The sequence below is a fragment of the Thioalkalivibrio sp. genome, assembly GCF_041685615.1.
GTDB lineage: Bacteria > Pseudomonadota > Gammaproteobacteria > Ectothiorhodospirales > Ectothiorhodospiraceae > Thioalkalivibrio.
On sequence record NZ_JAWLFK010000038.1, the window covers coordinates 1 to 23,860 of the forward strand.

The window sequence follows — 23,860 nt, forward strand, 5'->3', positions numbered from 1 at the left end:
GAAGCCTCCGCAGCGCCCCTGGCGATGACGGTTCCATGGGTGGGCCGGGAGATTGGTGGTGCGTCGGACTTACCCGTCTTCGCTGTAGCGAACGCAGGCGCGATCGGTCTCCCACAGGGTCAGCGCGTGCATGCGCAGGCCCGGGCGGTTCAGGCGTCCGGCCATTTCCCGATAGAACCACTGGGCGATGTTTTCGGCCGTGGGGTTGACCGTGTCGAACGGCGAGACGTCGTTCAGGTAGCGGTGATCCAGCTGCCCGGCGATCTCGCGCGCGGCGGCCTTGACCACCTTGAAGTCCACCGCCATGCCGGCGTCGTCCAGGGTCTCGGCTTGGACCTCGGCCTCCACCTTCCAGTTGTGCCCGTGCATGTTCGCGCACTGCCCCGGGTAGTCGCGCAGGGTATGCGCGGAGGCAAAGTCGGTCAGGACGCGAAGGGTGTAACGGGCGCTCATGGGACAGTTCCGGCTGGTGCGGTCCGAAAGGACCGCGGGACTTTTAGCCCGCGAAGCCTAGCCGGCCGCCGTCGTCCGCGCAATTCTCCTGCCCGAAGGCGTGGCGAATCGCGGCCAGTACGCCTTCGGCATCGAGGCCGCAGTCGGCCAGGATCTGCTCGCGCGAGCCGTGTCCGGTGAACACATCCGGGATGCCCAGCACCTGGCAGGGCAGGGTCAGGCCCTCGGCCGAGAGCCATTCCAGGACGGCGCTGCCCGCCCCGCCGGCACGGGCATGATCCTCCAGCGTCACGAAGCCCTGGTGGGCGGCTGCCAGTTGCCCCAGCAGCGTCGTGTCCAGTGGCTTGATGAAGCGCATGTTCACCACGGTGGCGCCCAGCGCTTCGCCTGCCTCCAGGGCGGTCTCCAGCAGTGCGCCAAAGCTGAGGATCGCCAGTCTCCGGCCCTCGCGCATCACCTCGGCGCGGCCCATGGGGAGCGTCTCCAGGTCGTCGCCCCCACCCTCTGGCAGCCCCCCGGGGCCGCCGCCGCGCGGATAGCGTACCGCTGCCGGGCCGTCGTGGGCGAAGCCGGTGGACAGCATCTGGCGGCACTCGCGCTCGTTGGCCGGCGCCATCAGCAGCATGTTTGGGACCGTGCGGAGCAGCGCGGTGTCGAAGGTGCCGGCATGGGTGGGGCCGTCGGCGCCGACGATCCCGGCGCGATCCACCGCGAACAGAACCGGCAAATTCTGCAGTGCGACGTCGTGGATCACCTGATCCATGGCCCGCTGCAGGAAAGTCGAGTAGATCGCCACCACCGGCTTCTGGCCCTCGCAGGCCATGCCGGCCGCCAGGGTGACCGCATGCTGCTCGGCGATGCCGACGTCGAAATAGCGCTCGGGGAACTGCTCGGAGAACGCGACCAGGCCCGAGCCCTCGCGCATCGCGGGGGTGATGCCCAGCAGGCGCTCGTCGGCCGCGGCCTGGTCGCATAGCCACTGGCTGAAGATGTCGGTGTAGCTGGGGGCCTTCGGGCCGGATGGGGCGAGGCCGTTCTCCGGCTCGAACTTGGACACGCCGTGATAGCGGCAGGGGTCTTCCTCCGCCGGCGCGTAACCCTGGCCCTTGCGCGTGACCACGTGCAGCAGCTGCGGCCCGTGGGTGCCGCGCAGGTTCTTCATGATCGAGACCAGCCCGTTCACATCGTGGCCGTCCACCGGTCCGAAGTAGCGGAATCCCAGTTCCTCGAACAGCGTGCCGGGCACGAACATGCCCTTCATGTGTTCCTCGGCGCGCTGGGCAAAGGCCTTCATCGGCGGAACGAACTCCAGCATGCGCTTGGAGCCCTCGCGTACCGAGCTGTACAGCGGGCCGGACAGCAGCCGGGTGAAGTACTGGTTGAGCGCGCCGACGTTGGGCGAGATCGACATGTCGTTGTCGTTCAGGATCACCAGCAGGTTGCAGTCGAGATCGCCGATATGGTTCAGCGCCTCGAAGGCCATGCCCGCGGTCATCGCGCCGTCGCCGATCACCGCCACGTGGCGCCGGTCCAGACCGGCGTGCTTCGCCGCCAGGGCCATGCCGGCCGCGGCGCTGATGGAGGTACTGGAGTGGCCGGCCCCGAAGGCGTCGTATTCGCTCTCCGCGCGCTTGGGGAAACCCGCCAGACCACCGTACTGGCGCAGCTGGGCCATACCCGTGCGACGGCCGGTCAGGATCTTGTGCGCGTAGGCCTGGTGGCCGACGTCCCAGACAATGCGATCGTCCGGGGTGTCGAAGGCGTAGTGCAGCGCGATGGCGAGCTCGACGGTTCCCAGGTTCGCGGCCAGGTGGCCCCCGGTGCGCGAGACGCTCTCGATCAGGAACTGGCGCAGCTCGCCGGCCACCCCGGCGAGGTCCGAGGCCGGGCGATCCCGCAGGTCGGCGGGCCATTTGATTGCATCCAGCAGGGGGGTGGGGGTCATCGCAGGGGCCGGTTCAATTCATGCGGTCGACGATGTAACGCGCGAGGAATCGAAGCAAGTCTGCCTCCTGGCCGAAGGGTTGCAGTTCGGCCAGCGCCTCGTCGACCAGTGCCACCGCTCGCTCGCGCGAGGCCTCCAGGCCCTGCAACGAGGGGAAGGTGGGCTTGTGCAGGCGCGCATCCGCGCCACAGGCCTTGCCCAGGATCTCCGGATCGCCCTCCACGTCCAGGACGTCGTCGCGGATCTGGAAGGCGAGCCCGATGCATTCGGCATAGCGCGTCAGACGCTCCAGGGAAGCCGGATCGGGTGTGCCGGCCAGGGCACCCAGCCGCACCGAGGCGCGGATCAGCGCACCCGTCTTCAGCCGGTGCATGCGTTCCAGCTCCGGCAGGCCAATGGGCTGGCCGCAGGCCCCGAGGTCGATCGCCTGGCCGCCCGCCATCCCGTGAAGCCCGGCGGCCCTGGCCAGCTCGCGCACGGCCTGCAGCCCCGTTGTACCGGGCAGGCCCGCGACTCCCGCGGTCAGGGCATCGAAGGCCTGCGCCTGCAGGGCGTCCCCCGCCAGGATGGCCGTGGCCTCGTCGAAGGCCTTGTGGCAGGTGGGCCGGCCGCGGCGCAGGTCGTCGTCGTCCATGGCCGGCAGGTCGTCATGGATCAGGGAGTAGACGTGGATCATTTCCACCGCGGCCGCCATCGCGTCCAGCGCGGTATCGGCGGCGCCGGTGGTTCGGCCGGCCGCGTAGACCAGCACCGGGCGCAGGCGCTTGCCTCCGGACAGCGTGGCGTAGCGCATGGCCTCGATCAGGCGCGCGTCGGGCGCATCGCCCGTATCCAGGTGGCGGTCGAGGACGGCCTCGATGCGCTGCTGGTACTCGGTCAGTGCGTTGCCGGGATCGGTGACAGCCAACGGCGACTCGCTAGAACGGGACATCGGGGTCCGTACTGTTCTGCGCAGCCGGTGTCCGGGGAACGTCGGGGTTCCCGCCGTGGTCATTCTGGGCAGAGGCATCGGAGGAAGGCTCCTGGGACAGGGCCTCGATCCGGCGCTGGGCGTCGTCCAGGGCCCGCTGACAGCGGTTGACCAGCTCCATGCCGCGCTGGAATTCCTCAAGCGACTGCTCCAGGCCCAGTTCGCCGGATTCCATCCGGGCAATCAGGGCTTCCAAGGCTTCCAGGCTGGCTTCGAATTCCGCCGGACTGTCGGCGCTGGATGGGTCGGACATGATGGATCACCGGGTCGAAAAGGTGAGAAAGTATCCGATCCGCTGCGGCGAGGAAAGGCGTGTTCGTTGGCCGTCCTTGATATTGGGACCGGCACCCCCATGATGGACAGGGCTTCCGGTTGACACTGAACCGGGTGCCGACTAGAGTTTTCGTACGGTTTAGACAGAGTCTAAACAACCGTCTGCACAGGCATTCCTGTGGTTGTGTAGAACTTATCCAGAGAGAAGGAGAGCACCATGGACCTGAAAGGCAGCAAGACCGAAGAAGCCCTGAAAGAGGCCTTTGCCGGCGAATCGATGGCCAACCGCCGTTACCTGTACTTCGCTTCCAAGGCGGACGTCGAAGGTTACAACGACGTGGCTACCGTATTCCGTTCCACCGCGGAAGGCGAAACCGGCCACGCACACGGCCACCTCGAGTATCTCGAAAGCTGCGGCGATCCGGCCACCGGTCTGGAGTTCGGCTCCACCTCCGCCAACCTGAAGACGGCCGTCGCCGGCGAGACCCACGAGTACACCGACATGTACCCGGGCATGGCCAAGACCGCCCGTGACGAAGGCTTCGACGAAGTCGCCGACTGGTTCGAAACCCTGGCCAAGGCGGAGCGTTCCCACGCCAACCGCTTCCAGAAGGCCCTGGACCAGCTGGACGACTGATCGTCCTGCAGTAACGGAAGCAGGCGGGGCCGGTACGCCGGCCCCGTTTTCCGGGGAATACGGAACAGCGTGTGGCGCGACGGGAAGTTCGCCCCGCAAGCTGTTCCGTGTTTCCCTCGAAGCATCGTACTGATACGGATACCGGAGGGCTGCATGTCTGCGCCGACGCACCAACGTGAAGGAAGTCTCGAAGCCCCAACCCGCCATCCGATCGACTGGAAGAACCCCGAGTTCTACAACGAGGAATCGCTGTTCTCCGAGCTCGAGCGGGTCTTCGACATCTGCCACGGCTGCCGGCGCTGCGTCAGCCTCTGTAACTCCTTCCCCACCCTGTTCGACCTGGTCGACGAATCCGAGACCCTGGAGGTCGACGGCGTCGACAAGAAGGATTACTGGCAGGTGGTCGATCACTGTTATCTGTGCGATCTGTGCTACTTGACCAAGTGCCCCTATGTACCGCCGCACGAGTGGAACGTGGACTTCCCGCACCTGATGTTGCGGGCCAAGGCATTCCGCTACCGGAACGAGGGTGCCAAGACTTCGCACAAGATGATGTCCAGCACGGACACGGTCGGCAAGCTGGCCGGCATCCCCGTGGTGGCCGGCGCGGTCAATGCCGCGAACAAGAACGGCGCGGTGCGCAAGATGCTGGACAAGACCATGGGCGTGCACCCGGACGCCCCGGTGCCCGAATACCACTCCAGCAAGGGCCGCTCGCGCCTTGCCAAGACCGCGAAGGGCGTCAACAATCCCGAGCCGGCCGGGGCGACCCAGGGCAGGGTTGCGCTCTATGCGACGTGCTATGGCAACTACAACGAGCCGCATCTAGTCGAGGACCTGGTCAAGGTCTTCGAACACAACGGCATCGAAGTCACCCTGGTCGACAAGGAAAAGTGCTGCGGCATGCCCAAGCTCGAGCTGGGCGACCTCGAATCGGTAGAGGCCTCGAAGGAGGCCAACATCCCGGCGATGAAGCGCATGATCGACCAGGGCTACGACATCGTCGCCCCGGTGCCGTCCTGTGTCCTGATGTTCAAGCAGGAACTGCCGCTGATGTTCCCGGATGACGCCGACGTGATCGCCGTTCGCGACCGCATCTTCGACCCGTTCGAGTACCTGATGGAGCGGCACAAGGACGGCAAGCTCGACACCGACTTCCCCGAGAAGCTGGGCAAGATTGCCTACCATGCCGCCTGTCACCTGCGGGTGCAGAACATGGGCCTCAAGACCCGCGATCTGCTCAAGCTGGTGCCGGATACCGAGATCGACGTGATCGAACGCTGCTCGGGGCACGATGGGACCTACGGTGTGAAGAGCGAATTCTACAAGACGGCCAGCAAGATCTGCCGTCCGGTCGTCAGTCGCGTGCAGAAGGCCGAGTCCGACCACTACTCGAGCGACTGCCCGATGGCCGGCCACATGATCGAGAACGGGTTGCAGGGCAAGGGCGAGGACAAGGCACCCGAGCACCCGCTGACCCTGCTGCGTCAGGCCTACGGGCTGTAGGCTGCCGCGGAATACAAGGACCAGAAAGGACGTGAACGAGCGTCCATGAACGGAGAAAACCCATGGCCAGTGACAACTACCACGAACCGGTCGAGGAACTGAGCGACGAGTCGCGCGAGATGCATCGCGCGATCGTGTCGCTGATGGAAGAACTCGAGGCGGTGGACTGGTACCAGCAGCGCATCGATGGCTGCAAGGACGAGGAACTCAAGGCGATCCTCGCGCATAACCGCGACGAGGAGATCGAGCACGCCGCGATGGTGCTGGAGTGGATCCGCCGGCATAGCCCGGTGTTCGATCACGAACTGAAAGACAACCTCTGGTCCGACAAGGACTACACGAAGACCGGGCATCACCACGATCACTGAGGGGTGCCCGTCCGACGAGACGGAGGTATCGAGATGCAGATGGAGGCAACTGTGGACAAGCTGAGTCGTGAAGACCTGTATTCGCTGGAGAAGTACCACGAGGTACGGTCCCAGTTCCGCAATGAAGTGATGCAGCACAAGCGCAATCGCGTCGTGCAGGTGGGGCCGGCAGTGACCCTCCACTTCGAGGACCGCACCACCATGCAGTACCAGATCCAGGAGATGCTGCGGGTCGAGAAGATCTTCGACGCCGAGGGAATCCAGGACGAGCTGGACGCCTACAATCCGCTGATTCCGGACGGAGCCAACTGGAAGGCGACCATGATGGTCGAGTACCCGGACGTGGACGAGCGCAAGGTGCAGTTGTCCAAGCTGATCGGGATCGAGCGCAAGACCTACGTACAGGTCGAGGGACATGACCAGGTTTACCCGATCGCGAACGAGGACCTGGATCGCGAGACCGAAGACAAGACTTCGTCGGTGCACTTCCTGCGTTTCGAGCTGACGCCGGAGATGGTCTCGGCGGTGAAAGCCGGCGCGGCCATCGCCATGGGGGTGGAGCATGAGAACTACAATCATCGGCTGGACGCGGTCGCCGAAGGCACCCGCGAGTCGCTGGCCGCCGACCTCGACGCCGTCAACTAACGCCGCGCGTTCCCGCGCATCGAAAAGGCGCCTCCGGGCGCCTTTTTTGTGTCCGCCTCTTGCTGGCCACTGTCAGGGTGGCCGAGGCTCGACATCTGATGTTTCCGATGGCTTCGGTCCGCCCCTGCCGCGCTGCGGGTGATCGTGGTTCATCGTTTGGTGTTTACGGTGGCTTCGGTCCGCAACCTGGCGAGTCAGCGCCTGGCAGGCGGACCGACGAAGGCACGTAAACACCAAGTGCCGAACCATGGCCTGCCACAACAAGGCAGGCGGCCGGTCGAAAGTACGTAGACACCGAGCGATGAACCCGGCCCGACCGGGGCGCGGCAGGAGACGACGCTACAGGGCGTCGAGAACCTCCGAGAGGCGCGAGACGGGGATGACTTCCATGCCCTTGATCGACTTGCGCGGGGTGTTGGCTGCCGGCGCGATGGCGCGGGTGTAGCCATGCTTGGCCGCCTCGCGCAGGCGTTCCTCGCCGTTCGGGACCGGGCGGATTTCGCCGGCCAGGCCGACTTCGCCGAACGCCAGAAGCTCCTGCGGCAGGGCGCGATCACGGAAGCTGGAGAGTGCGGCCGCAAGCATGGGTAGGTCGGCGGCGGTCTCGGTCACGCGCACGCCGCCGACGACATTGATAAAGACGTCCTGGTCGAACAGGGCCACGCCCCCGTGTCGGTGGAGTACGGCCAGCAGCATGGTCAGGCGGTTCTGCTCTAGCCCCACGGTGATGCGTCGCGGCTGCGAGGCATGGCTCTCGGCGACCAGCGCCTGCACCTCGACCAGCAGGGGGCGCGTGCCCTCGCGGGTAACCATGACGACGCTGCCGGGCACCGGCCCCTGGTGACGTGACAGGAAGATCGCGGAGGGGTTGGAGACCGCCTTCAACCCGTTCTCCAGCATCGCGAACACGCCCAGCTCGTTCACCGCGCCGAAGCGGTTCTTCACTGCGCGCAGCATGCGGTAGCGCCCGTCCGGGTCGCCCTCGAAATAGAGCACGGTGTCGACCATGTGCTCCAGCACACGCGGCCCGGCGAGCTGGCCGTCCTTGGTCACGTGGCCGACCAGGATCACGGTAATGCCCCGCTGCTTGGCCATTCGCACCAGGGCCGCGGCGCTCTCGCGCACCTGGCCGACCGAGCCGGGCGCGGACTGCAGTGCGGCGGTGTAGAGCGTCTGGATGGAGTCGATCACCAGTACCCGCGGGCGTTCGCGCTCGCAGGTGGCGATCACGTTTTCCACCTGGGTCTCGGTCAGCAGACGCAGCCCGTCGACTTCCAGTCCGAGGCGCCGGGCGCGCATGCCGATCTGCTGGGCCGATTCCTCGCCGGTCACGTAGAGCGTGTCGCCGACGGGCAGCATGGCCAGAGTCTGCAGCAGCAGGGTGGACTTGCCGATCCCCGGGTCGCCCCCCAGCAGCACGACCGACCCGTGGACCAGGCCACCCCCCAGGGCGCGGTCCAGCTCCGACAGGCCGGTGCCGGTACGCGGGACCTCGGCCAGCTCGACCTCCCCCAGCCGGGTAATGCCGGCGGCCTCGCCGGCGTACCCGCCGCGCGGCCCGGCGCTGGCCGTCGGAGCGGCCTCTTCCAGGGTGTTCCAGGCGCCGCAGTCGCCGCACTGGCCGGCCCACTTGGGGCTGATCGCGCCGCAGGACTGGCATACGTACTGGGTCTTGCTCTTTGCCATCAGGGGGCCTTTTGCGGCGAGGCTTCCGGCCGGTCGGGCGCGACCACGCGCACGGTGCGTATCGTGTTGTTCTTGATCTGGGCGATATCCATCACCACGCCGTTGATCTTCACGCTTACCGGCGCCTCGGGGATGCTCTCCAGGTGTTCGACGATCAGGCCGCTGAGGGTCTTGGGGCCGTCCTGCGGCAGGTCCAGGCCCAGGGCCCGGTTCAGCTCGCGCAGGTGGATGCCGCCGTCGACCATTGCGGAGCCGTCTTCCTGACGCAGGACGTCGTCGCTCATGGCCGGGGAGTCGGTGGTGAATTCGCCAACGATCTCTTCCAGCAGGTCTTCCAGCGTGATCAGTCCCTCGATGTCGCCATATTCATCCACTACCAGGCCGATGCGCTTTTTCTGCTGCTGGAAGTTGATCAGCTGGCGGTTGAGCGCCGTGCCTTCGGGGATGAAATAGGGCGGGGTGACGACCTGGCGCAGATCGTCCGCGCCGAATTCGTCGCGTTCGACCAGGGGCAGCACGTCGCGGCGGTGGATAAAGCCAACGATGTGGTCAAGCTCGCCCTCCACCACGGGCAGGCGGGTGAAGCTGCCGTGGATCAGCTGGTCCTCGACCTCGTTCCAGGGCTCGTTCAGGTCGATCACCACGATCTCGTTGCGCGGAATCATGATGTCCTCGACCGTCGTGCGCTCCAGGTCCAGCAGGTTCAGCAGCATGCGCTGGTGGTTGGCCGGGATCAGCGCGCCGGCCTCGGAGACCACGCTGCGCAGTTCATCGGTGTTCAGTGCGGCGCGCTGGCCGGTGTTCATGTGGACGCCGAACAGGCGCAGTACGCCGTTGGCCATCAGGTTGATCAGCCAGACCACCGGCCACATGAACTTGATCAGCCCGGAGTAGATCCAGGCGGCCGGGTAGGCAATGCGTTCGCTGTGCAGCGCCGCCAGGGTCTTGGGGGCGGTCTCGGCGAAGATCAGCAGGGTCAGGGTCAGCACGCCCGTGGCGATGGCGACCCCGGTGTCGCCAAACAGGCGCCAGCCGATGAAGGTGGCGATCTGGGCGATGAGGATGTTGACGAAGTTGTTGCCCAGCAGGATCAGGCCGATCAGCCGGTCTGGCTTGTCCAGTAGGTCGGAGGCGAGCTGTGCGCCCCGGTGTCCGGTCTGCGCACGGTGGCGCATGCGGTAGCGGTTCAATGCCATCAGCGCCGTCTCAGATCCGGAGAAGAAGGCCGACAGCAGGAACAGCACCACCAGGGCGCCGAACAGAAAGGACAGCGGGATCTCTTGCAAGGGCGCGGCCTGCGGTCAGGGTTGATCGAGCGGGCGGGATGGCATGGTCGGGTTCATTTCAGGCAAGGGGCGCCGGGGTGTCAAGCCGGCCCCGCTGCGTTCAGACGCGCCCGAGGATGACTTCCAGCACCAGCTTGGAACCGAAGTAGGCCAGCACCAGTACGACAAAGCCGCCGGTGGTCCAGGCCAGCGCGCGGGTGCCGCGCCAACCCAGGCGCCAGCGGCCAACCAGCAGGGTGGAGAAGATCAGCCAGGCCAGGATCGACAACGTGGTCTTGTGGACCAGGTGCTGGGCGAACAGGTTGTCGACAAACACCAGTCCGGAGAGCAGGCTGAGCCCAAGGAACAGCCACCCGATGAAGATCATCCGGAACAGCCACACCTCCATCGAGAACAACGGCGGCAGGGCGCGCACGAAGCCCGAGGCGTGGTGGTTGTGCAGCGCGCGATGCTGAGCGGCCATCACCGCGGCCTGTGCGGTGGACAGCGCGAGGAACGCCCAGCCCAGCGCCGAGAACAGGATGTGCAGGTCGATCCCGGCCGAGGTGGCATAGCGCGTATCGCCGTCGCACAGAAGCGCGGTGAGGACAGCCAGCGCGGTCAGTGGCAGGATCACGACCCCGAGGATGGCCAGGGGGTGGCGCCAGCTCGTCAGCCACAGCAGTGCGGCCACCAGCCACAGCGAGGCCGACAGGGCGTTGCCCAGGCACAGATTGAGCCCGGCATCGGTCAGCACCATCGGCAGCAGTGCACCCAGGTGGGCCAGCAGGGCGAGCCCCCACAGGCCCAGCGGGACTCGCGGCTGGCCGGGTGTCAGCGGCTGGCGCCGGGCGGTGACAACCAGGTAGCCCGCGGTGACAAGGTACAGCGCGACGGCGAGGAGTCCGATGGCAATGCTCATGACGCCGGATTATCGCTGCTACGGGGGCGGATTGCACATGCCGGTGGCCGTGCCGGGGCGCGCGTCGGTCCCGCTCTCCCGCGGGCCTGCATGCAAGGGTGCGAGACCGGTATACTGTACGGTCCCGTGGCCGGTGCAGACCGCCGGTCGCCGACGATCCAGACGAGGACAGACGATGTTCGACGGTCTTTCCAGCCGCCTGCAGGAGACCATGAAGCGCCTGAAGGGTCAGGCGCGGCTCACCGAGGACAACATCCAGGACGCCCTGCGCGAGGTGCGCATGGCGCTGCTGGAGGCCGACGTGGCCCTGCCGGTGGTGCGCGAGTTCATCAAGGACGTCAAGGAAAAGGCGCTGGGCAAGGAGGTCATCGGCAGCCTGACGCCGGGCCAGGCCCTGATCAAGGTCGTCCACGATGAACTGATCGCGACCATGGGGGGCGAGAACGCCTCGCTGAATCTCGCCCATCAGCCGCCTGCGGTGGTGCTGGTGGCCGGTCTCCAGGGCGCGGGCAAGACCACCAGTATCGGCAAGCTCGCGCGCCTGCTGCGCGAGCGCGAGAAGAAAAAGGTCGCGGTCGTCAGCTGTGACGTCTACCGTCCGGCGGCGATCCAGCAGCTGGAGACCCTGGCCGGCCAGGTGGGGGTTACGTTCTATCCCAGTGACACCGGCCAGAAGCCCGAGGCGATTGCCAGCGACGCGGTCGCCCGCGCCCGCCGCGATGGCGTCGAGGTGCTGCTGGTGGACACCGCCGGCCGCCTGCATGTCGACGAGGACATGATGGCCGAGGTCAAGGCCCTGCACCAGGCGATCGACCCGATCGAGACCCTCTTCGTGGTCGATTCCATGACCGGCCAGGATGCCGCGAACGCCGCGCGCGCCTTCGGCGAGGCGCTGCCGCTGACTGGCGTGGTGCTGACCAAGGCGGATGGTGATGCCCGCGGGGGCGCGGCCCTCTCGGTGCGCCAGATCACCGGCGTGCCGATCAAGTTCATCGGCATGGGCGAGCGCCCGGACGCCCTGGAGCCATTCCACCCCGAGCGCATCGCCTCGCGTATCCTGGGCAAGGGCGACGTGCTGTCGCTGGTCGAGGAGGCCAGCCGCCAGGTCGACCAGGATCAGGCCGAGAAGCTGACCCGCAAGCTGAAAAAGGGCCGCGGGTTCGACCTGAACGACCTGCGCGACCAGCTGGGGCAGATGCAGAAGATGGGCGGCATGAGTTCCATGCTCGAGAAGCTCCCCGGTGGCGGCAAGCTGCCGGATGCGGTCAAGAACCAGGCCAGCGACAAGGAGATCGGCCGGATGATGGCCGTGATCTCGTCGATGACCGCGCACGAGCGCCGTCATCCGGATGTGATCAAGGGTTCGCGCAAGCGCCGGATCGCGGCCGGTTCCGGCACCCAGATTCAGGACGTGAATCGCCTGCTCAAGCAGCACACGCAGATGAGCAAGGCCATGAAAAAGTTCTCCAAGGGCGGTGCCTCGAAGATGATGCGGGCCCTGGGGGGCAAGATGGGGGGCATGGGTGGCCCCGGCGGCGGCATGCCGTTCCGCTAGTGGTTAATGTGCGCGCGAACGACCGCCCATCGCAGGATGGAGGCCCGGGGCTTCCCTTGTGTTACTGGCCGGATTCGTTATAATCGCGCGTTTTCTCGAGAAAACGGACTCACGGGGTTCAACACTACATGCTTACGATTCGCCTGCTACGCCGCGGTGCCAAGAAGCGCCCGTTTTATTCGATCGTGGTCACCGATTCCCGCGCTCGTCGCGATAGCGGCTACAAGGAACAGATCGGTTTCTTTAACCCGGTGGCCCGCGGTCAGGAAGAACCGCTGCGCATCGATCTCGAGCGCGTCGACTACTGGCTGGGTCACGGCGCCGGGATGTCCGAGCGCGTGAACCACCTGGTCAAGGGCTACCGCAAGCAGCAGTCTGCGGCGGCCTGAGGTCGTCCGGTCGCTGTACTGACGCTTGGCTGCGGTCATGAACGAGGCGGGTGAGCGCATCCGCGTCGGGCGTGTCTCCGGGGTCTATGGCGTCAAGGGCTGGGTCCGGGTGTTTTCCGAGACCGAGCCCCGCGCCGCGATCACCGAGTTCCCGCAGTTGTGGATGCACTACGGGAACGACTGGCGCCTGGTGGAGATCGAGGATGGGCGCGCCCACGGGCAAGGGGTCGTGATGAAGTTCCGCGCGGCCGCGGATCGCGACGCGGCCTACGGTCTGATCGGTTCCGAGCTCGCGATTGAACGCGACTGGCTGCCGCCGGCCGAGGACGGAGCCTATTACTGGGCTGACCTGCTGGGCATGGCGGTGGAGAATCAGGACGGCACGTCGCTGGGGACCATCTCGGGCTTCATCGAGACCGGTGCCAACGATGTGCTGGTGGTTCGGGGTGATCGCGAACGCCTGGTTCCGTGGGTCCGCGGACAGTACGTGCTGGATGTGGACCTGGAGGCCCGCCGCGTGCGGGTCGACTGGGATCCGGACTTCTGAAGCGGCGCCGGTGCGTTTCGACGTCATCTCGCTGTTCCCGGAACTGGTCGCGGCGGTTGGCGAATCCGGCGTGACCGGCCGGGCCGTGGAGCGCGGCCGCCTGGAGCTGAAATCCTGGAACCCGCGCGCCTGGGGCGCCGGTTTCCACCAGGCCGTGGACGACCGCCCGTACGGCGGGGGGCCCGGCATGGTGATGCAATACGCACCGCTGGCGGCCGCGCTGGACGCGGCGCGGGCGGATGCGGCGGCGCCGCTGCACGTGATCGCGCTGACCCCGCAGGGGCGGCCGATCCGGCAGGCGATGCTGCGGGAGCTGGCCGCGCGGCCACGGGTTGCGCTGGTTTGCGGGCGTTACGAGGGTATCGACGAGCGCTTTATCGAGGCGCAGGTCGACGAGGAATGGTCGCTGGGGGACTTCGTGCTCTCGGGTGGCGAACTCGCGGCGATGGCCGTAATTGACGGCTGCGCCCGCCTGCTTCCGGAGGTCCTGGGGCATGCGGACTCGGCCGCGCAGGACTCCTTCAGTGCAGGGTTGCTGGATTGCCCGCACTACACCCGCCCGGAGACGGTTGCCGGGCGGTCGGTACCGCCGGTGCTGCTGGGAGGGGACCACGGCGCCATTCGGCGCTGGCGCCGCCGCGAGGCGCTGGGCAGGACCTGGAGCCGGCGGCCGGACCTGCTGGCCCGGCTGGAACTCGGGGCCGAGGATGCGGCCCTGTTGGACGAATACCGTGTGAGTGGCCAGAACGGCGGCTCGCGCACCGAAAGCGATGATTGAGGTCGAGCAATGAATAACGTCATTCAGGAACTGGAAGCCGAGCAGATGAAGTCGGATGTGCCCGACTTCGGGCCCGGCGATACCGTGGTGGTGCAGGTGAAGGTGCGCGAAGGCGAGCGCGAGCGCCTGCAGGCCTTCGAGGGTGCGGTGATTGCCGTGCGCAACCGCGGCCTCAACTCCGCCTTCACCTTGCGCAAGGTCTCCTACGGCAACGGGGTGGAGCGCACGTTCCAGACCCACAGCCCGCAGATCGCCGAGATCAAGGTGAAGCGCCGCGGCAAGGTGCGTCGCTCCAAGCTGTACTACCTGCGCGACCGCACCGGCAAGGCCGCCCGCATTAAGGAAGACGTCAAGGCCGCGAAGTAACGCGACCCGGCGGGGCGCGGCGAATGGTCGGGTCCCCGTCCGCCCTGGCGTTTCGCTATTCGATGTCGGCTGGATCGACGACCCGCAGCCAGCGCTGTCTTCTCCCCGGAGTCGCGCTGGCTTTTGCGTGGCTGGAATCCGCCAATGGCGAACTCCTGGCCTGCGGCTGGCAGGACCCGGACGAGCCCGAGGCCCTGGTGCCGCTCGCGGATATTCCGGGCGCCGACCTTCAGCCGCCCGGCTTTGACCCGGACGCCTATGGCGAGGCTGCGGAGGCCTGGCGTCCGACGGCCGCGGTGCCGCCCGGAAGCGCCCATGCGCGCCGGGTGTGGGGCGCATTGTCGGAGATCCCGGTCGGCGAGGTACGCACCTACTCCGAGATCGCCGCGCGCGTGGGGTCTGCCCCCCGCGCGGTGGGGCAGGCCTGTCGCGCCAACCCCTGGCCCCTGTTTATCCCCTGTCACCGAGTGGTGTCCTCCCGCTTCCGGACGACCCGCGACGTTGGTGGCTATGCAGGCGACCAGGTGGGCGAACTGGCCCGGGTAAAACGCCTGCTGCTCGCGCACGAGGGTGTCCTCGGGCGTGATTGAGCCGACTCCGCTGCGGCTCCTGCGTGGCGCCCGTTTTCCTTCCCTTTGCCCGACTCCGTAGAAGCTGCCGGAATAGGGCGCGTTCACTCGTGCCCATGTGCACCCGCGTTTCACTTCCGGTATCAAGCGGTTGCGATCCCGGGCGAACCTGAATGGACCCTGAAAAAAATGCCCCAAAACCGGGAATAGAATTGAGGGTATCTCCGTCTATCCCACGGTGTTGATACCCAAGAACCTTTCAAAAACAGACTTTTAGGAAACGCTAATATAGTCTTTTGTGTTGACAGCACGGACTCGGGTTCAGCACTCTGCTACACAGGTCCGGGCCAGATCAGTCCCGGGCTCAATCGAAAAAAACCCGTGTGATGGAGGTTTCCATGTTCAAGAAAGCATTGCTTGCGTTGCCCGTAGCAATGGCTGTTGGGGCCGCGGCTCAGGCCGGCGAATGGCAGGATCCCAACGATGTGCTGCAGGAGTTGCTGGAAAACAACCCCGATTCCGACTACCTGCATCAGAGTGAAATGAACGTCATGATGATGCCGGACAACCCGGCCCTGTGGCTGGTTGATGAAGGCGAAGAGTTGTTCCACGCCAAACGTGGCCCGAACAACGCCTCCCTGGAAGGCTGCGACTTCGGCAAGGGCCCGGGCGAGCTGGAAGGTGCCTATGTCGAACTGCCGCGCTACTTCGACGATGTTGGCAAGGTGATGGACTTCGAACAGCGCCTGGTGCATTGCATGAAGGAATTGCAGGGCTTTACCAGCGACGACTCCGCTGTTGGCAAGCGCCATGGCTCCGGCTCCGACATCATGAAGCTGACCACCTACATTGCCCATCAGTCCTCCGGCATGGAGTGGAACCCGCCGCTGGATCACCCGGAAGAACAGGCCATGCGCGATGCGGGCGAGAAGCTGTTCTACCGCCGTGGCGGTGCGATGGACTTCAACTGTGCCAGCTGTCACGGGGACGTGGGCAAGCAGATTCGCGCCTCGGTGCTCCCGAACGTGGATACCGGTCCCGAATGGACCAAGGCTGTCTCGTGGCCTGCCCACCGCGCCGGTCAGGACAACGTGCGTAGCCAGAACCACCGTATCCGCGGTTGCGTGTGGCAGATGCGCCACGCCGGTATCAAGCCGGATTCTCCGGCAAACACCGCGCTGATCTCGTTCTGGAACGATGCGGCGCGTGGCGAAGCGGCCATCCTGCCCGACCTGAAGCGGTAATCTACGGACGCAATAGGAGACACCACGTATGTTTAAGAAAAATGCTGTTGCGGCCGGCATGGCCGCGTTCGCATCCGTCGCCCTGACCGCAGGTTGCGCTGTTGCCGACGGAAGCAAGGGATCGGATGCCGACATCAGCGAGATGAGCGCCGATGAACTCGCCGAGCACCTCATCTTCGAGACGGATAGCTTCCGTGATCAGGAGATGCAGGAAGGCGGTGACTGGGCCGACCGTATGACCCAGGACGAGCTCCAGCAGGCCTGCTCGATGAAGGGCGATCCCGATGGCGAGACCGCCGGCGAAGTCGTCGCCATGGCCCGCGCCTCCTACGAGGCGCCGGAGAACCTCGAGCTGGGCGACTGGCGCAAGGGGGCCGAACTGGCCGACTCCGGCTATGGCTACCGCATGGGTCACAAGAATGATGACCACAGCCAGCGCGATCCGGGCGGCAACTGCTACAACTGCCACGTGTTCGACCCCGAGGTCTCCGAACAGGGCACCATCGGCCCGAGCCTGGAGAACTACGGCGCCAACCGCGGTGACGGCGAGGCCGTTCGGCGCTATGTGCACGAGGTGATTTCCAATCCTCACCAGTACTTCCCGTGCACGCAGATGCCGCGCTTCCGTGACGGCAAGGAGCAGCTCCTGACCGACGAGCAGATCAGCCATATCATGGCGTACCTGCTGGATCCGGAGTCGCCGGTCAACAACTAGTAAACCACTCGTTGGATGGGGCAGTCCTTATAAGGACTGCCCTTTTTTGAGTCCCTGATTCATTCCCCGGGGGCTCAAAAAAGGGCCCAACGTTGTACCCGTTGACAGAGGCCCGTCGGACTTCAGGGCGACCGGGCTCAAAGCCTTGAAGGTGACTGTGTGATGGCCGGCTATGAGCGGCAACAGCCGACACAGAGGAGACATCAGGGATGGTCAAGAGCAAAACACTTGGGGCAGGTTTCGCCGTTCTGGCGCTCACCGTGCCGATCGCCGGCTGCAACGGTTGGATGGGCGAGACCAGCGGTGAGGTCGACATCACGGAGATGGGCGCCGAAGAATTGGCCGACTATCTCGTGCTCGAGACGGACAGCTACCTTTTCGAGCAGGAGGCCCAGGAGGGCGGGTCGGCCCGCGATCGCATGGTGCAGGATGACATTCAGGCGGCATGCTCGATCAAGGGTGAGCCGGATTCCGACACCGCCGGCGAGGTGATCGCCATGGCCCGCGAGAGTTACGAGGCGCCGCCGGGTGGCCCGCGTCTGGGCAACTGGCGTCGGGGCGCGGAGCTGGCGCGTTCCGGTTATGGCTATCGGATCGGTCACCGCAATGACGATCATGACTCGCGGGAACCGGGTGGCAACTGTTACGCCTGCCACCAGATGGACCCGGACGAGGAGCTCTATGGCACTCTGGGCCCGAGCCTGGCGGGCTATGGGGAGACCCGCGGGAACGACAGCTCGGTGGTGAATTACGTGCACGAGGTGGTGTCGAATCCGCATCAGTATTTCCCGTGTACCCAGATGCCGCGGTTCGGGCATAACAACTTCCTGACCGAAGAACAGATCGCGCATATCATGGCGTACCTGCTCGATCCCGAATCTCCGGTCAATCAATAAACCGGTCACACGGTCGAGGGTGGTCCCGCGGGGCTGCCCTTCTTGGGCCACCGCGACGACCCTCGCGGTGGCCTTTTGTTTGAGGGGCGCATGCTCAGCTACCAGCACGATTACCACGCGGGCAATTTCGCCGACGTGCATAAGCACCTGGTTCTCTGGCAGGTGCTGCAATCCCTGCGCGGGCGGGACAAGCCGTTTGTGGCACTGGATCTGCATGCCGGTGCCGGCGGGTACGACCTGACGGGCACACGAGCGCGCAAGACTGCCGAGGCTGTCACCGGGATCGGGCGCCTTTGGGCGGCGGAATCAACCCTGCCGGTGGTGGTGCCGGAATTCCTGGACACGTTACGAACGATGCAGCCGAGGCCTCCGCGCCTGACGGAGTATCCGGGGTCGCCGTTGCTGATCCAGGCGCGGCTGCGCGACCACGACCGCCTGATCGCCTGCGAGCTTCACCCCGAGGCATACGAACGGCTGCAGGCCCGTCTTGGCGGCGATGCCCGATGCAACGTGCACAAGCGCGACGCGCGCGAGGCGGCGCGGGCCCTGTTCCCGCCGGAGCCGCGCCGCGGACTTGCTCTGCTCGACCCGTCCTATGAGCGCAAGGCGGAGTACCGCGAGGTGGCCGAGATGGTGACGACGATCCACCGGCGCTGGAACACGGGGATCATCCTGGTCTGGTACCCCGTTCTCGCGGGGCGGCCGGATCACGCCATGCGCGAGCACTTGCGGGCGGAGATCGACGCTCCGTGGCTGATCAGCGAGTTGCGCATCGCCCCCGACCCCGAGCGCCACCTTGGGCTGGCGGGTTCGGGGATGCTGGTGGTGCGTCCGCCGTGGCAACTGGAGGCGCGTCTGCCCGAGGTGCTCGCACCTGTGTGGCAGCTGCTGGACCCGGAAGGCGCGGGAGGGCTGTATCAGGCCGCCGTCCTTGAAAACGGCGTGGGTGACCCTACCTTGCGACGTGTCGACATCAAACAAGGGACGAGCAGGCCATGAGCGAAACCCAGACTGAACCGAAACCCGAGACCCGCCGCTTCGAGACCGAGGTCAGCCAGCTTCTGCAGCTGATGATCCACTCGCTGTATTCCAACCGCGAGATCTTCCTGCGCGAGCTGATTTCCAACGGCGCCGATGCCTGCGACAAGTTGCGCTTCGAGGCCCTCGCGCAGCCGGATGCGATCCCGCAGCCGGCCGAGTTGGCGATCGATGTCGAGGTGGACCCGGAGGCCCGTACGGTTACCGTGCGCGACAACGGTATCGGCATGTCGCGCGACGAGGTGGTGGAGCACATCGGGACCATTGCGCGTTCCGGCACCAAGGCCTTTCTCGAAAAGCTGACCGGGGATCAGCAAAAGGATTCGCAGCTGATCGGCCAGTTCGGTGTGGGCTTCTATTCCTCGTTCATCGTGGCCGACCGGGTACGCCTGGAGACGCGCCGGGCCGACAGCGAGGCCAGCGAGGGGACACGCTGGGAGTCAGCCGGTGATGGCGAATACACGCTGGCGCCGTGCGAGCGGGCCGAGGCCGGTACCGAGATCACGCTGACGCTGAAGGAAGACGCCGACGAGTTTCTCGAACCCATGCGCCTGCGCCACATCATCGGGCGTTATTCGGATCATGTGGCGTTCCCGATCCGCATGCGCAAGCAGGATGACGAGGGCCAACCCACTGACGAATGGGAGACGGTCAACCGCGCCAGCGCGCTTTGGACCCGTTCGAAGTCCGAGATCAGTGACGAGGAATACCGCGAGTTCTACAAGCACGTCGCCCACGACTTCGAGGACCCCATCGCCTGGACCCACAACCACGTGGAGGGGCGTCAGGAATACACCACACTGTTCTATATACCGAAGCGGGCGCCGTTCGATCTGTGGGACCGCGACGCCCGCCACGGGGTCAAGCTCTACGTGAAGCGTGTGTTCATCATGGACGACGCGGAGAAGCTGCTGCCCAGCTACCTGCGCTTCGTGCGCGGGGTGGTGGACTCGGCCGACCTGCCGCTGAACGTCTCGCGCGAGATCCTGCAGGACAACCGCCTGGTGGATTCGATCCGCTCCGGCTCGGTGAAGAAGATCCTCGGCCTGCTGCAGTCGATCGCCGACAACGAACCCGAGAAGTATGCCGAGATCTGGCAGAACTTCGGGCGGGTGCTTAAGGAGGGCCCGGGCGAGGACTTCGCCAACCAGGAGACCATCGCGAAGCTGCTGCGCTTTGCCAGCACGCAGAACAGCGGCGACACCCAGAACGTGGCGCTGGCGGACTACGTCGAACGCATGAAGGAAGGCCAGGAGGCGATCTACGTGATCACCGCCGACAACCCCTCCGCCGCGCGTAACAGCCCCCACCTGGAGGTGTTCCGCAAGCACGGGATCGAGGTCCTGCTGCTGTCCGACCGGGTCGACGAGTGGCTGCTGTCGCACCTTCGCGAGTTCGAGGGCAAGCCGATCAAGAATGTCGCGAAGGGCGATCTGGACCTGGACAAGATCATCGGCGAGGACGCCGAGCAAAAGGATGACACCGGCGAACAAGCCGCCGAGGGAGACCTGGGTGATCTGCCGGAACGCCTGCAGCAGGCCTTGGGCGACCGCGTGGAGAGCGTCCGGCCCTCGCGGCGGTTGGTCGAGTCCCCGGCCTGCATTGTCCTCGGCGAGCACGAGATGGCCCTGTACCTGCAGGAACTGCTCAAGCAGGCCGGCCAGGAGACCTTCTCCGGCAAGCCGGTGCTGGAGGTCAATCCGGGGCACCCGCTGGTCGAACGCCTCAAGGCGGCCGAGGGCGAGGACTTCAACGATCTCGCCTCACTGCTGTTCGAGCAGTCCCTTTTGGCCGAGGGCGGGCAGCTGGAGGACCCGACCGGGTTCGTCGCGCGGCTCAACCGCCTCCTGCTGCAAAAGGCGGCCTGACGCGGTCCGCTACCCGCCGGAAACCGCATGTCCGGCGGTTGGACCTGACGCGGGGCCGTGTTCCACGTTACCCTTACAAGTTCATGTATTAAGAGGGCAAAGCCCATGCAAGTCGCGCAGAACGCCGTGGTGGCCATCCACTACACCCTGACCAACGATGCTGGCGAGAAGATCGACAGCTCCGAAGGCCGCGAGCCGCTGGCCTACCTGCACGGACAAGGCCAGATCGTTCCGGGGCTGGAAAAGGAGCTGGAAGGCAAGGCCGCAGGTGACAAGGTCCAGGCCAAGGTCTCCCCGGAAGAAGGCTATGGCGAGAAGATCGACGCCATGGTCCAGGAGATCCCGATGGAGGCCTTCCAGGGCGTCGATTCCGTCGAGCCGGGGATGCAGTTCCAGGCGCAGACCGAGAACGGGCCGCTGACCGTCACCGTGACCAAGGTCGAAGGCGATACGGCCACGGTCGACGGTAACCACCCGCTGGCCGGCGAAACTCTGAACTTCGACGTTGAGATCGTCGAGGTCCGCGAGGCCTCGGCCGAAGAACTGGAGCATGGCCACGCCCACGGCGAGGGCGGCCATCAGCACTGAGGGCTGGTTCGGATTGGATTGGGGGCGCGGATGAGCCGCGCTCTCAGGTCCGTCACATGGCCACCTGGGCCCCGCTCTTGCGGGGCCTTTTTCGTTTGGCACGCTGCGCTGTTGCCCAAGAAGGGCCTTCGAGCGAATCGCCGTATCGCTCCCCACATAATCGCTAATGGTGTTGCAAACCATTCTCAACAAGAGTACCGTCTGCCTCAGTACACAGGGTAGATTGAGGAAGGCGATGATCGTCTGTATCTGCAAATCCGTTCGCGAGCGCGATATCCGGGAACTGATCGACTCCAGTCAGGAAGGCCTGCGCATGCGTGACCTTCGCGATCGTTTGGGGGTGAGCTCCGAGTGTGGCAAGTGCGCTCGCCGAGCCAATTGTCTGCTCAAGGGCCGCTCCCGTGATACGGCCGCCAACGTGTTGCAAGTGTCCGGCGCGAACTCGCCCCCTGCCTCTGTCGCTCGACCCGACCCCGTCGTGGCCATGTAAGGCCGCCAATCGCTTTATCGTATGGTAATGGAGCGCGGTGGCCGGTCCGCCGCGCTCTTCTTTTGTTCACGACCGTCGTCCGGCACGCGATGTCTTCTGCCGCGAAGCCCCGAGGCCTTGCCTGCCGCGCGATTACGGTGTGTATTTTCAGAATGCTCGGAGCTCGACGATGAATTTCGACCAATGGATTCGATCGGAGCGCCTGGTGGGTTTTCTGGACGCGGGCGGGCCCGTGGTCCTGATCCTGCTGGGGGCCTCGGTGGTGGCTCTGGCCTTTGTGCTGGTGAAGCTGTGGCAGCTGTGGCGTATGCGCGTCACCGATGTGCGCCCCGCCGATGAAGCGCTGGACCGATTCCACCGTGGGGATGTCCAGGGAGCGATCCAGTGTGCCGAGGCCACCCCGAACCCGGCCGCACGGGCGGTCGCCCGGGGCATCCGGGGACTGCACGGTGGCGCGCCCGAGGCGATTGTCCGCGAAGAGGTCGTGCGTTACGGCAACGCGACGATCCAATCCCTGCGGCAGGGGTTGCGGCCGCTGGAAGTAATCGGCGCGCTGGCCCCCTTGCTGGGCCTTCTGGGTACCGTGATGGGCATGATCCGCGCCTTCCGGGCACTGGAAGAGGCTGGAAGCCAGGTCGATCCCGCTGTGTTGTCCGGTGGCATCTGGGAGGCGCTGCTGACAACCGCGGTAGGCCTGGCGGTCGCGATCCCGGTTGTGGCTGCTCTCAACTGGCTGGAGACCCGGGTCGAGCGCGTGGCCCACCGGATGGACGATGCCGTGACCCGGCTGTTTACGGGTGGTCAGTATGGTTCTGCAACGAGCGCCAGCGAGCAACCCGCAGATCGGGCAAGCCGTCAAGAAGGCGAGGCGGACTCGGCTGACGGTGCCTTGCGCCGAATGGCTGATGCTGGACACTAGTCGTCCACGCCGGCGCAACCCGATCAGCCTGACGCCGCTGATCGACGTCGTCTTTATCCTGCTTGTGTTCTTCATGCTGGCCTCGAGCTTCCTCGACTGGCGTGCCGTTCAGCTCGAAGCCCCGGCCGAGGCCGGGGGCGCGGGCTCGATGGAGGGCGCCATGCTGGTCGAGATCCGGCCGGACGGTTTGCGCATCGCTGGGGAGGCAGTCACGGAGCGTGATCTGCGCGATCGTATCGGCGCGCGCGTGCGCGAAGAGGCCGACACGCGGGTGCTGGTCATGCCGGCCCCGGGGGTCAGCATGCAGGACACGGTGAATGTGGTGGAGGACCTGGCCGATGTCGGGGCGCGCAATCTTTCGGTGATTCGGCAGACACAGCCATGATCGGACAACGACGCCACTTTCATGTAGCGCACCGCCCGCGCAACGATGACGAGAGCATTCTCCCGCTGATCAACATCGTCTTCCTGTTGTTGATCTTCTTCATGGTGGCCGGGCAGCTGAGCGCGATCGATCCGTTCGAGGTCGAGCCCGTGGAATCCGCGGTGGATGGCCAGCCCGGTCCCGATGACTTCATGGTGATTATCGGGACCGACGGCCGCCTGGCCGTCAATCAGGACGAAACCAATCTCGAGGACATGACCGCCCTGGTGCGCGAGCATCTTGAGCGCCACGCTGATGCGGCGCGGGTTCGAGTGAAAGCGGACGGGCGTGCGGAAGCCGTGGACGTCGTCGGGGTGCTTGAGCGCCTGCGCGAGGCGGGAATCGAACGCATCGACCTGCTGACGGTACCGGAAGTCTGATGCGACCGACCCTTCGACACTGGGTGACGGCCCTGGTGCTGGCGGTCGCGGTGCACCTGCTGGTGGCCGCGGTCTTGCTGATGCGCGAGCCGCCGGCTGGCGCCGAGGATGCCGGGGCGGGCGGGCTCGAGATCTCCATGGCCGCAGCTGGGGGTGCACCCCAGGCGATGCTGGCCGAACCCGCACAGACCGCGGACGTTGATCCCCGGAACCCCGAAGCGCCCGAGGTCGAGGAAGCCGAACCCGTAGAGCCCGAGCCCCGGGAACCAGAACCGGCCGAGCCTCAGCAGCCGGAACGCCAGCCGGTCGAAGAGGCCGAAGCTGTCGAACCCGAACCCGAACCCGAACCCGAACCCGAACCCGAACCCGAACCCGAACCCGAACCCGAACCCGAACCCGAACCCGAACCCGAACCCGAACCCGA

27 protein-coding genes and 1 pseudogene are annotated in these 23,860 nt (G+C 65.8%); 21 read left to right on the top strand and 7 right to left on the bottom strand.

All coding sequences use genetic code 11. The features are described from left to right. Positions 1-69: 69 nt before the first annotated feature. The 4 genes from queD to ACESLR_RS08680 are packed head-to-tail and all read right to left on the bottom strand — an operon-like array spanning position 70 to position 3,621. Positions 70-453 (bottom strand): 6-carboxytetrahydropterin synthase QueD, encoded by a 384-nt coding sequence (queD, locus tag ACESLR_RS08665; protein ID WP_373025517.1) that lies wholly within the window; start codon positions 451-453, stop codon positions 70-72. A gap of 43 nt (positions 454-496) precedes the next feature. Beyond that, complete coding sequence (gene dxs, locus ACESLR_RS08670) at positions 497-2,398, bottom strand: 1-deoxy-D-xylulose-5-phosphate synthase (RefSeq protein WP_373025516.1); 1,902 nt, start codon at positions 2,396-2,398, stop codon at positions 497-499. A gap of 13 nt (positions 2,399-2,411) precedes the next feature. Next, positions 2,412-3,329 carry a polyprenyl synthetase family protein gene (locus ACESLR_RS08675; RefSeq protein WP_373025515.1) on the bottom strand — a complete coding sequence of 306 codons (918 nt, stop codon included), beginning with the start codon at positions 3,327-3,329 and terminating at the stop codon, positions 2,412-2,414. Next, entirely contained in the window at positions 3,316-3,621 is a 306-nt protein-coding gene (locus ACESLR_RS08680; protein ID WP_373025514.1) for an exodeoxyribonuclease VII small subunit, read from the bottom strand. The genes ACESLR_RS08675 and ACESLR_RS08680 overlap by 14 nt, the downstream gene beginning before the upstream one ends. Positions 3,622-3,858: 237 nt before the next feature. On the opposite strand from ACESLR_RS08680, the gene ACESLR_RS08685 reads away from it, so the two are divergent. From ACESLR_RS08685 to ACESLR_RS08700, 4 genes are all read left to right on the top strand, one after another. Further along, a complete protein-coding gene (locus ACESLR_RS08685) occupies positions 3,859-4,278 on the top strand; it encodes a rubrerythrin family protein (protein ID WP_017940769.1) in 420 nt (139 codons plus the stop codon). Positions 4,279-4,431: 153 nt separating this feature from the next. After that, positions 4,432-5,784, top strand: coding sequence for a heterodisulfide reductase-related iron-sulfur binding cluster (locus ACESLR_RS08690; protein ID WP_373025513.1), 1,353 nt, complete (start codon positions 4,432-4,434; stop codon positions 5,782-5,784). Positions 5,785-5,846: 62 nt separating this feature from the next. After that, positions 5,847-6,152, top strand: a complete 306-nt coding sequence (locus tag ACESLR_RS08695) for an encapsulin-associated ferritin-like protein (protein WP_373025512.1) — start codon at positions 5,847-5,849, stop codon at positions 6,150-6,152. Positions 6,153-6,185: 33 nt separating this feature from the next. Beyond that, the gene (locus ACESLR_RS08700; protein WP_373025511.1) at positions 6,186-6,797 is read left to right on the top strand and encodes a DUF3501 family protein; all 612 of its coding nucleotides are present in this window, start codon (positions 6,186-6,188) and stop codon (positions 6,795-6,797) included. Between the two features lie 339 nt (positions 6,798-7,136). Here the strand turns inward: ACESLR_RS08700 and radA are convergent, their stop codons facing one another. From radA to ACESLR_RS08715, 3 genes are all read right to left on the bottom strand, one after another. Further along, entirely contained in the window at positions 7,137-8,483 is a 1,347-nt protein-coding gene (radA, locus tag ACESLR_RS08705) for a DNA repair protein RadA (protein WP_373025510.1), read from the bottom strand. Further along, positions 8,483-9,769, bottom strand: coding sequence for an HlyC/CorC family transporter (locus ACESLR_RS08710; protein WP_373025509.1), 1,287 nt, complete (start codon positions 9,767-9,769; stop codon positions 8,483-8,485). The genes radA and ACESLR_RS08710 overlap by 1 nt, the downstream gene beginning before the upstream one ends. A 100-nt stretch (positions 9,770-9,869) precedes the next feature. Then, the gene (locus ACESLR_RS08715) at positions 9,870-10,670 is read right to left on the bottom strand and encodes an inner membrane protein YpjD (RefSeq protein ID WP_373025508.1); all 801 of its coding nucleotides are present in this window, start codon (positions 10,668-10,670) and stop codon (positions 9,870-9,872) included. Between the two features lie 175 nt (positions 10,671-10,845). On the opposite strand from ACESLR_RS08715, the gene ffh reads away from it, so the two are divergent. The 17 genes and pseudogenes from ffh to ACESLR_RS08800 form a co-directional block, all read left to right on the top strand. Beyond that, positions 10,846-12,225, top strand: a complete 1,380-nt coding sequence (gene ffh / locus ACESLR_RS08720) for a signal recognition particle protein (RefSeq protein WP_373025507.1) — start codon at positions 10,846-10,848, stop codon at positions 12,223-12,225. Positions 12,226-12,353: 128 nt separating this feature from the next. Next, positions 12,354-12,614, top strand: coding sequence for a 30S ribosomal protein S16 (gene rpsP / locus ACESLR_RS08725; RefSeq protein WP_024325953.1), 261 nt, complete (start codon positions 12,354-12,356; stop codon positions 12,612-12,614). Between the two features lie 37 nt (positions 12,615-12,651). After that, positions 12,652-13,161 carry a ribosome maturation factor RimM gene (gene rimM / locus ACESLR_RS08730; protein ID WP_373025506.1) on the top strand — a complete coding sequence of 170 codons (510 nt, stop codon included), beginning with the start codon at positions 12,652-12,654 and terminating at the stop codon, positions 13,159-13,161. 10 nt (positions 13,162-13,171) lie between these two features. Continuing rightward, positions 13,172-13,939: a tRNA (guanosine(37)-N1)-methyltransferase TrmD gene (trmD, locus tag ACESLR_RS08735; RefSeq protein ID WP_373025505.1), complete on the top strand. Its 768-nt coding sequence runs from the start codon at positions 13,172-13,174 to the stop codon at positions 13,937-13,939. Positions 13,940-13,948: 9 nt separating this feature from the next. Further along, positions 13,949-14,305, top strand: a complete 357-nt coding sequence (gene rplS / locus ACESLR_RS08740; RefSeq protein WP_017940480.1) for a 50S ribosomal protein L19 — start codon at positions 13,949-13,951, stop codon at positions 14,303-14,305. A gap of 23 nt (positions 14,306-14,328) precedes the next feature. After that, entirely contained in the window at positions 14,329-14,895 is a 567-nt protein-coding gene (locus ACESLR_RS08745; protein WP_373025504.1) for a methylated-DNA--[protein]-cysteine S-methyltransferase, read from the top strand. Positions 14,896-15,308: 413 nt separating this feature from the next. Then, positions 15,309-16,118: a sulfur oxidation c-type cytochrome SoxA gene (gene soxA / locus ACESLR_RS08750; RefSeq protein WP_373025518.1), complete on the top strand. Its 810-nt coding sequence runs from the start codon at positions 15,309-15,311 to the stop codon at positions 16,116-16,118. A gap of 28 nt (positions 16,119-16,146) precedes the next feature. Next, the gene (soxX, locus tag ACESLR_RS08755; RefSeq protein WP_373025503.1) at positions 16,147-16,833 is read left to right on the top strand and encodes a sulfur oxidation c-type cytochrome SoxX; all 687 of its coding nucleotides are present in this window, start codon (positions 16,147-16,149) and stop codon (positions 16,831-16,833) included. A 209-nt stretch (positions 16,834-17,042) separates the two neighbouring features. Next, the gene (soxX, locus tag ACESLR_RS08760) at positions 17,043-17,729 is read left to right on the top strand and encodes a sulfur oxidation c-type cytochrome SoxX (RefSeq protein WP_373025502.1); all 687 of its coding nucleotides are present in this window, start codon (positions 17,043-17,045) and stop codon (positions 17,727-17,729) included. A 90-nt stretch (positions 17,730-17,819) separates the two neighbouring features. Beyond that, positions 17,820-18,728, top strand: coding sequence for a 23S rRNA (adenine(2030)-N(6))-methyltransferase RlmJ (locus tag ACESLR_RS08765; RefSeq protein WP_373025501.1), 909 nt, complete (start codon positions 17,820-17,822; stop codon positions 18,726-18,728). Further along, positions 18,725-20,635, top strand: a complete 1,911-nt coding sequence (gene htpG / locus ACESLR_RS08770; RefSeq protein ID WP_373025500.1) for a molecular chaperone HtpG — start codon at positions 18,725-18,727, stop codon at positions 20,633-20,635. The genes ACESLR_RS08765 and htpG overlap by 4 nt, the downstream gene beginning before the upstream one ends. Before the next feature lie 105 nt (positions 20,636-20,740). Next, on the top strand, positions 20,741-21,223 hold the full coding sequence (locus ACESLR_RS08775; RefSeq protein WP_373067031.1) for a peptidylprolyl isomerase: 483 nt from the start codon (positions 20,741-20,743) through the stop codon (positions 21,221-21,223). Between the two features lie 235 nt (positions 21,224-21,458). Further along, on the top strand, positions 21,459-21,713 hold the full coding sequence (locus ACESLR_RS08780) for a bacterioferritin-associated ferredoxin (protein ID WP_373025498.1): 255 nt from the start codon (positions 21,459-21,461) through the stop codon (positions 21,711-21,713). A gap of 169 nt (positions 21,714-21,882) precedes the next feature. Further along, positions 21,883-22,632, top strand: coding sequence for a MotA/TolQ/ExbB proton channel family protein (locus tag ACESLR_RS08785; protein WP_373025497.1), 750 nt, complete (start codon positions 21,883-21,885; stop codon positions 22,630-22,632). Next, positions 22,619-23,017: an ExbD/TolR family protein gene (locus ACESLR_RS08790; RefSeq protein WP_373025496.1), complete on the top strand. Its 399-nt coding sequence runs from the start codon at positions 22,619-22,621 to the stop codon at positions 23,015-23,017. The genes ACESLR_RS08785 and ACESLR_RS08790 overlap by 14 nt, the downstream gene beginning before the upstream one ends. Next, positions 23,014-23,436, top strand: coding sequence for an ExbD/TolR family protein (locus tag ACESLR_RS08795; RefSeq protein ID WP_373025495.1), 423 nt, complete (start codon positions 23,014-23,016; stop codon positions 23,434-23,436). Before ACESLR_RS08790 ends, ACESLR_RS08795 begins: the two co-directional genes overlap by 4 nt. After that, a pseudogene (locus ACESLR_RS08800) lies at positions 23,436-23,860 on the top strand (energy transducer TonB); the annotation flags it as partial. The gene ACESLR_RS08795 and the pseudogene ACESLR_RS08800, both read left to right, overlap by 1 nt.

What these genes read in the sequence shown, in the direction of transcription:
- ACESLR_RS08695 (WP_373025512.1), top strand. Translation starts at nt 5,847, where the DNA reads ATGGCCAGTGACAACTACCACGAACCGGTCGAGGAACTGAGCGACGAG.
- ACESLR_RS08780 (WP_373025498.1), top strand. Translation starts at nt 21,459, where the DNA reads ATGATCGTCTGTATCTGCAAATCCGTTCGCGAGCGCGATATCCGGGAA.
- ACESLR_RS08785 (WP_373025497.1), top strand. Translation starts at nt 21,883, where the DNA reads ATGAATTTCGACCAATGGATTCGATCGGAGCGCCTGGTGGGTTTTCTG.
- rplS (WP_017940480.1), top strand. Translation starts at nt 13,949, where the DNA reads ATGAATAACGTCATTCAGGAACTGGAAGCCGAGCAGATGAAGTCGGAT.
- ACESLR_RS08765 (WP_373025501.1), top strand. Translation starts at nt 17,820, where the DNA reads ATGCTCAGCTACCAGCACGATTACCACGCGGGCAATTTCGCCGACGTG.
- ffh (WP_373025507.1), top strand. Translation starts at nt 10,846, where the DNA reads ATGTTCGACGGTCTTTCCAGCCGCCTGCAGGAGACCATGAAGCGCCTG.
- ACESLR_RS08675 (WP_373025515.1), bottom strand. Translation starts at nt 3,329, where the DNA reads ATGTCCCGTTCTAGCGAGTCGCCGTTGGCTGTCACCGATCCCGGCAAC.
- ACESLR_RS08795 (WP_373025495.1), top strand. Translation starts at nt 23,014, where the DNA reads ATGATCGGACAACGACGCCACTTTCATGTAGCGCACCGCCCGCGCAAC.
- ACESLR_RS08745 (WP_373025504.1), top strand. Translation starts at nt 14,329, where the DNA reads ATGGTCGGGTCCCCGTCCGCCCTGGCGTTTCGCTATTCGATGTCGGCT.
- queD (WP_373025517.1), bottom strand. Translation starts at nt 453, where the DNA reads ATGAGCGCCCGTTACACCCTTCGCGTCCTGACCGACTTTGCCTCCGCG.
- ACESLR_RS08700 (WP_373025511.1), top strand. Translation starts at nt 6,186, where the DNA reads ATGCAGATGGAGGCAACTGTGGACAAGCTGAGTCGTGAAGACCTGTAT.
- rpsP (WP_024325953.1), top strand. Translation starts at nt 12,354, where the DNA reads ATGCTTACGATTCGCCTGCTACGCCGCGGTGCCAAGAAGCGCCCGTTT.
- ACESLR_RS08685 (WP_017940769.1), top strand. Translation starts at nt 3,859, where the DNA reads ATGGACCTGAAAGGCAGCAAGACCGAAGAAGCCCTGAAAGAGGCCTTT.
- soxA (WP_373025518.1), top strand. Translation starts at nt 15,309, where the DNA reads ATGGCTGTTGGGGCCGCGGCTCAGGCCGGCGAATGGCAGGATCCCAAC.
- soxX (WP_373025503.1), top strand. Translation starts at nt 16,147, where the DNA reads ATGTTTAAGAAAAATGCTGTTGCGGCCGGCATGGCCGCGTTCGCATCC.
- ACESLR_RS08775 (WP_373067031.1), top strand. Translation starts at nt 20,741, where the DNA reads ATGCAAGTCGCGCAGAACGCCGTGGTGGCCATCCACTACACCCTGACC.
- rimM (WP_373025506.1), top strand. Translation starts at nt 12,652, where the DNA reads ATGAACGAGGCGGGTGAGCGCATCCGCGTCGGGCGTGTCTCCGGGGTC.
- dxs (WP_373025516.1), bottom strand. Translation starts at nt 2,398, where the DNA reads ATGACCCCCACCCCCCTGCTGGATGCAATCAAATGGCCCGCCGACCTG.
- ACESLR_RS08790 (WP_373025496.1), top strand. Translation starts at nt 22,619, where the DNA reads ATGCTGGACACTAGTCGTCCACGCCGGCGCAACCCGATCAGCCTGACG.
- radA (WP_373025510.1), bottom strand. Translation starts at nt 8,483, where the DNA reads ATGGCAAAGAGCAAGACCCAGTACGTATGCCAGTCCTGCGGCGCGATC.
- htpG (WP_373025500.1), top strand. Translation starts at nt 18,725, where the DNA reads ATGAGCGAAACCCAGACTGAACCGAAACCCGAGACCCGCCGCTTCGAG.
- soxX (WP_373025502.1), top strand. Translation starts at nt 17,043, where the DNA reads ATGGTCAAGAGCAAAACACTTGGGGCAGGTTTCGCCGTTCTGGCGCTC.
- ACESLR_RS08715 (WP_373025508.1), bottom strand. Translation starts at nt 10,670, where the DNA reads ATGAGCATTGCCATCGGACTCCTCGCCGTCGCGCTGTACCTTGTCACC.
- ACESLR_RS08680 (WP_373025514.1), bottom strand. Translation starts at nt 3,621, where the DNA reads ATGTCCGACCCATCCAGCGCCGACAGTCCGGCGGAATTCGAAGCCAGC.
- ACESLR_RS08690 (WP_373025513.1), top strand. Translation starts at nt 4,432, where the DNA reads ATGTCTGCGCCGACGCACCAACGTGAAGGAAGTCTCGAAGCCCCAACC.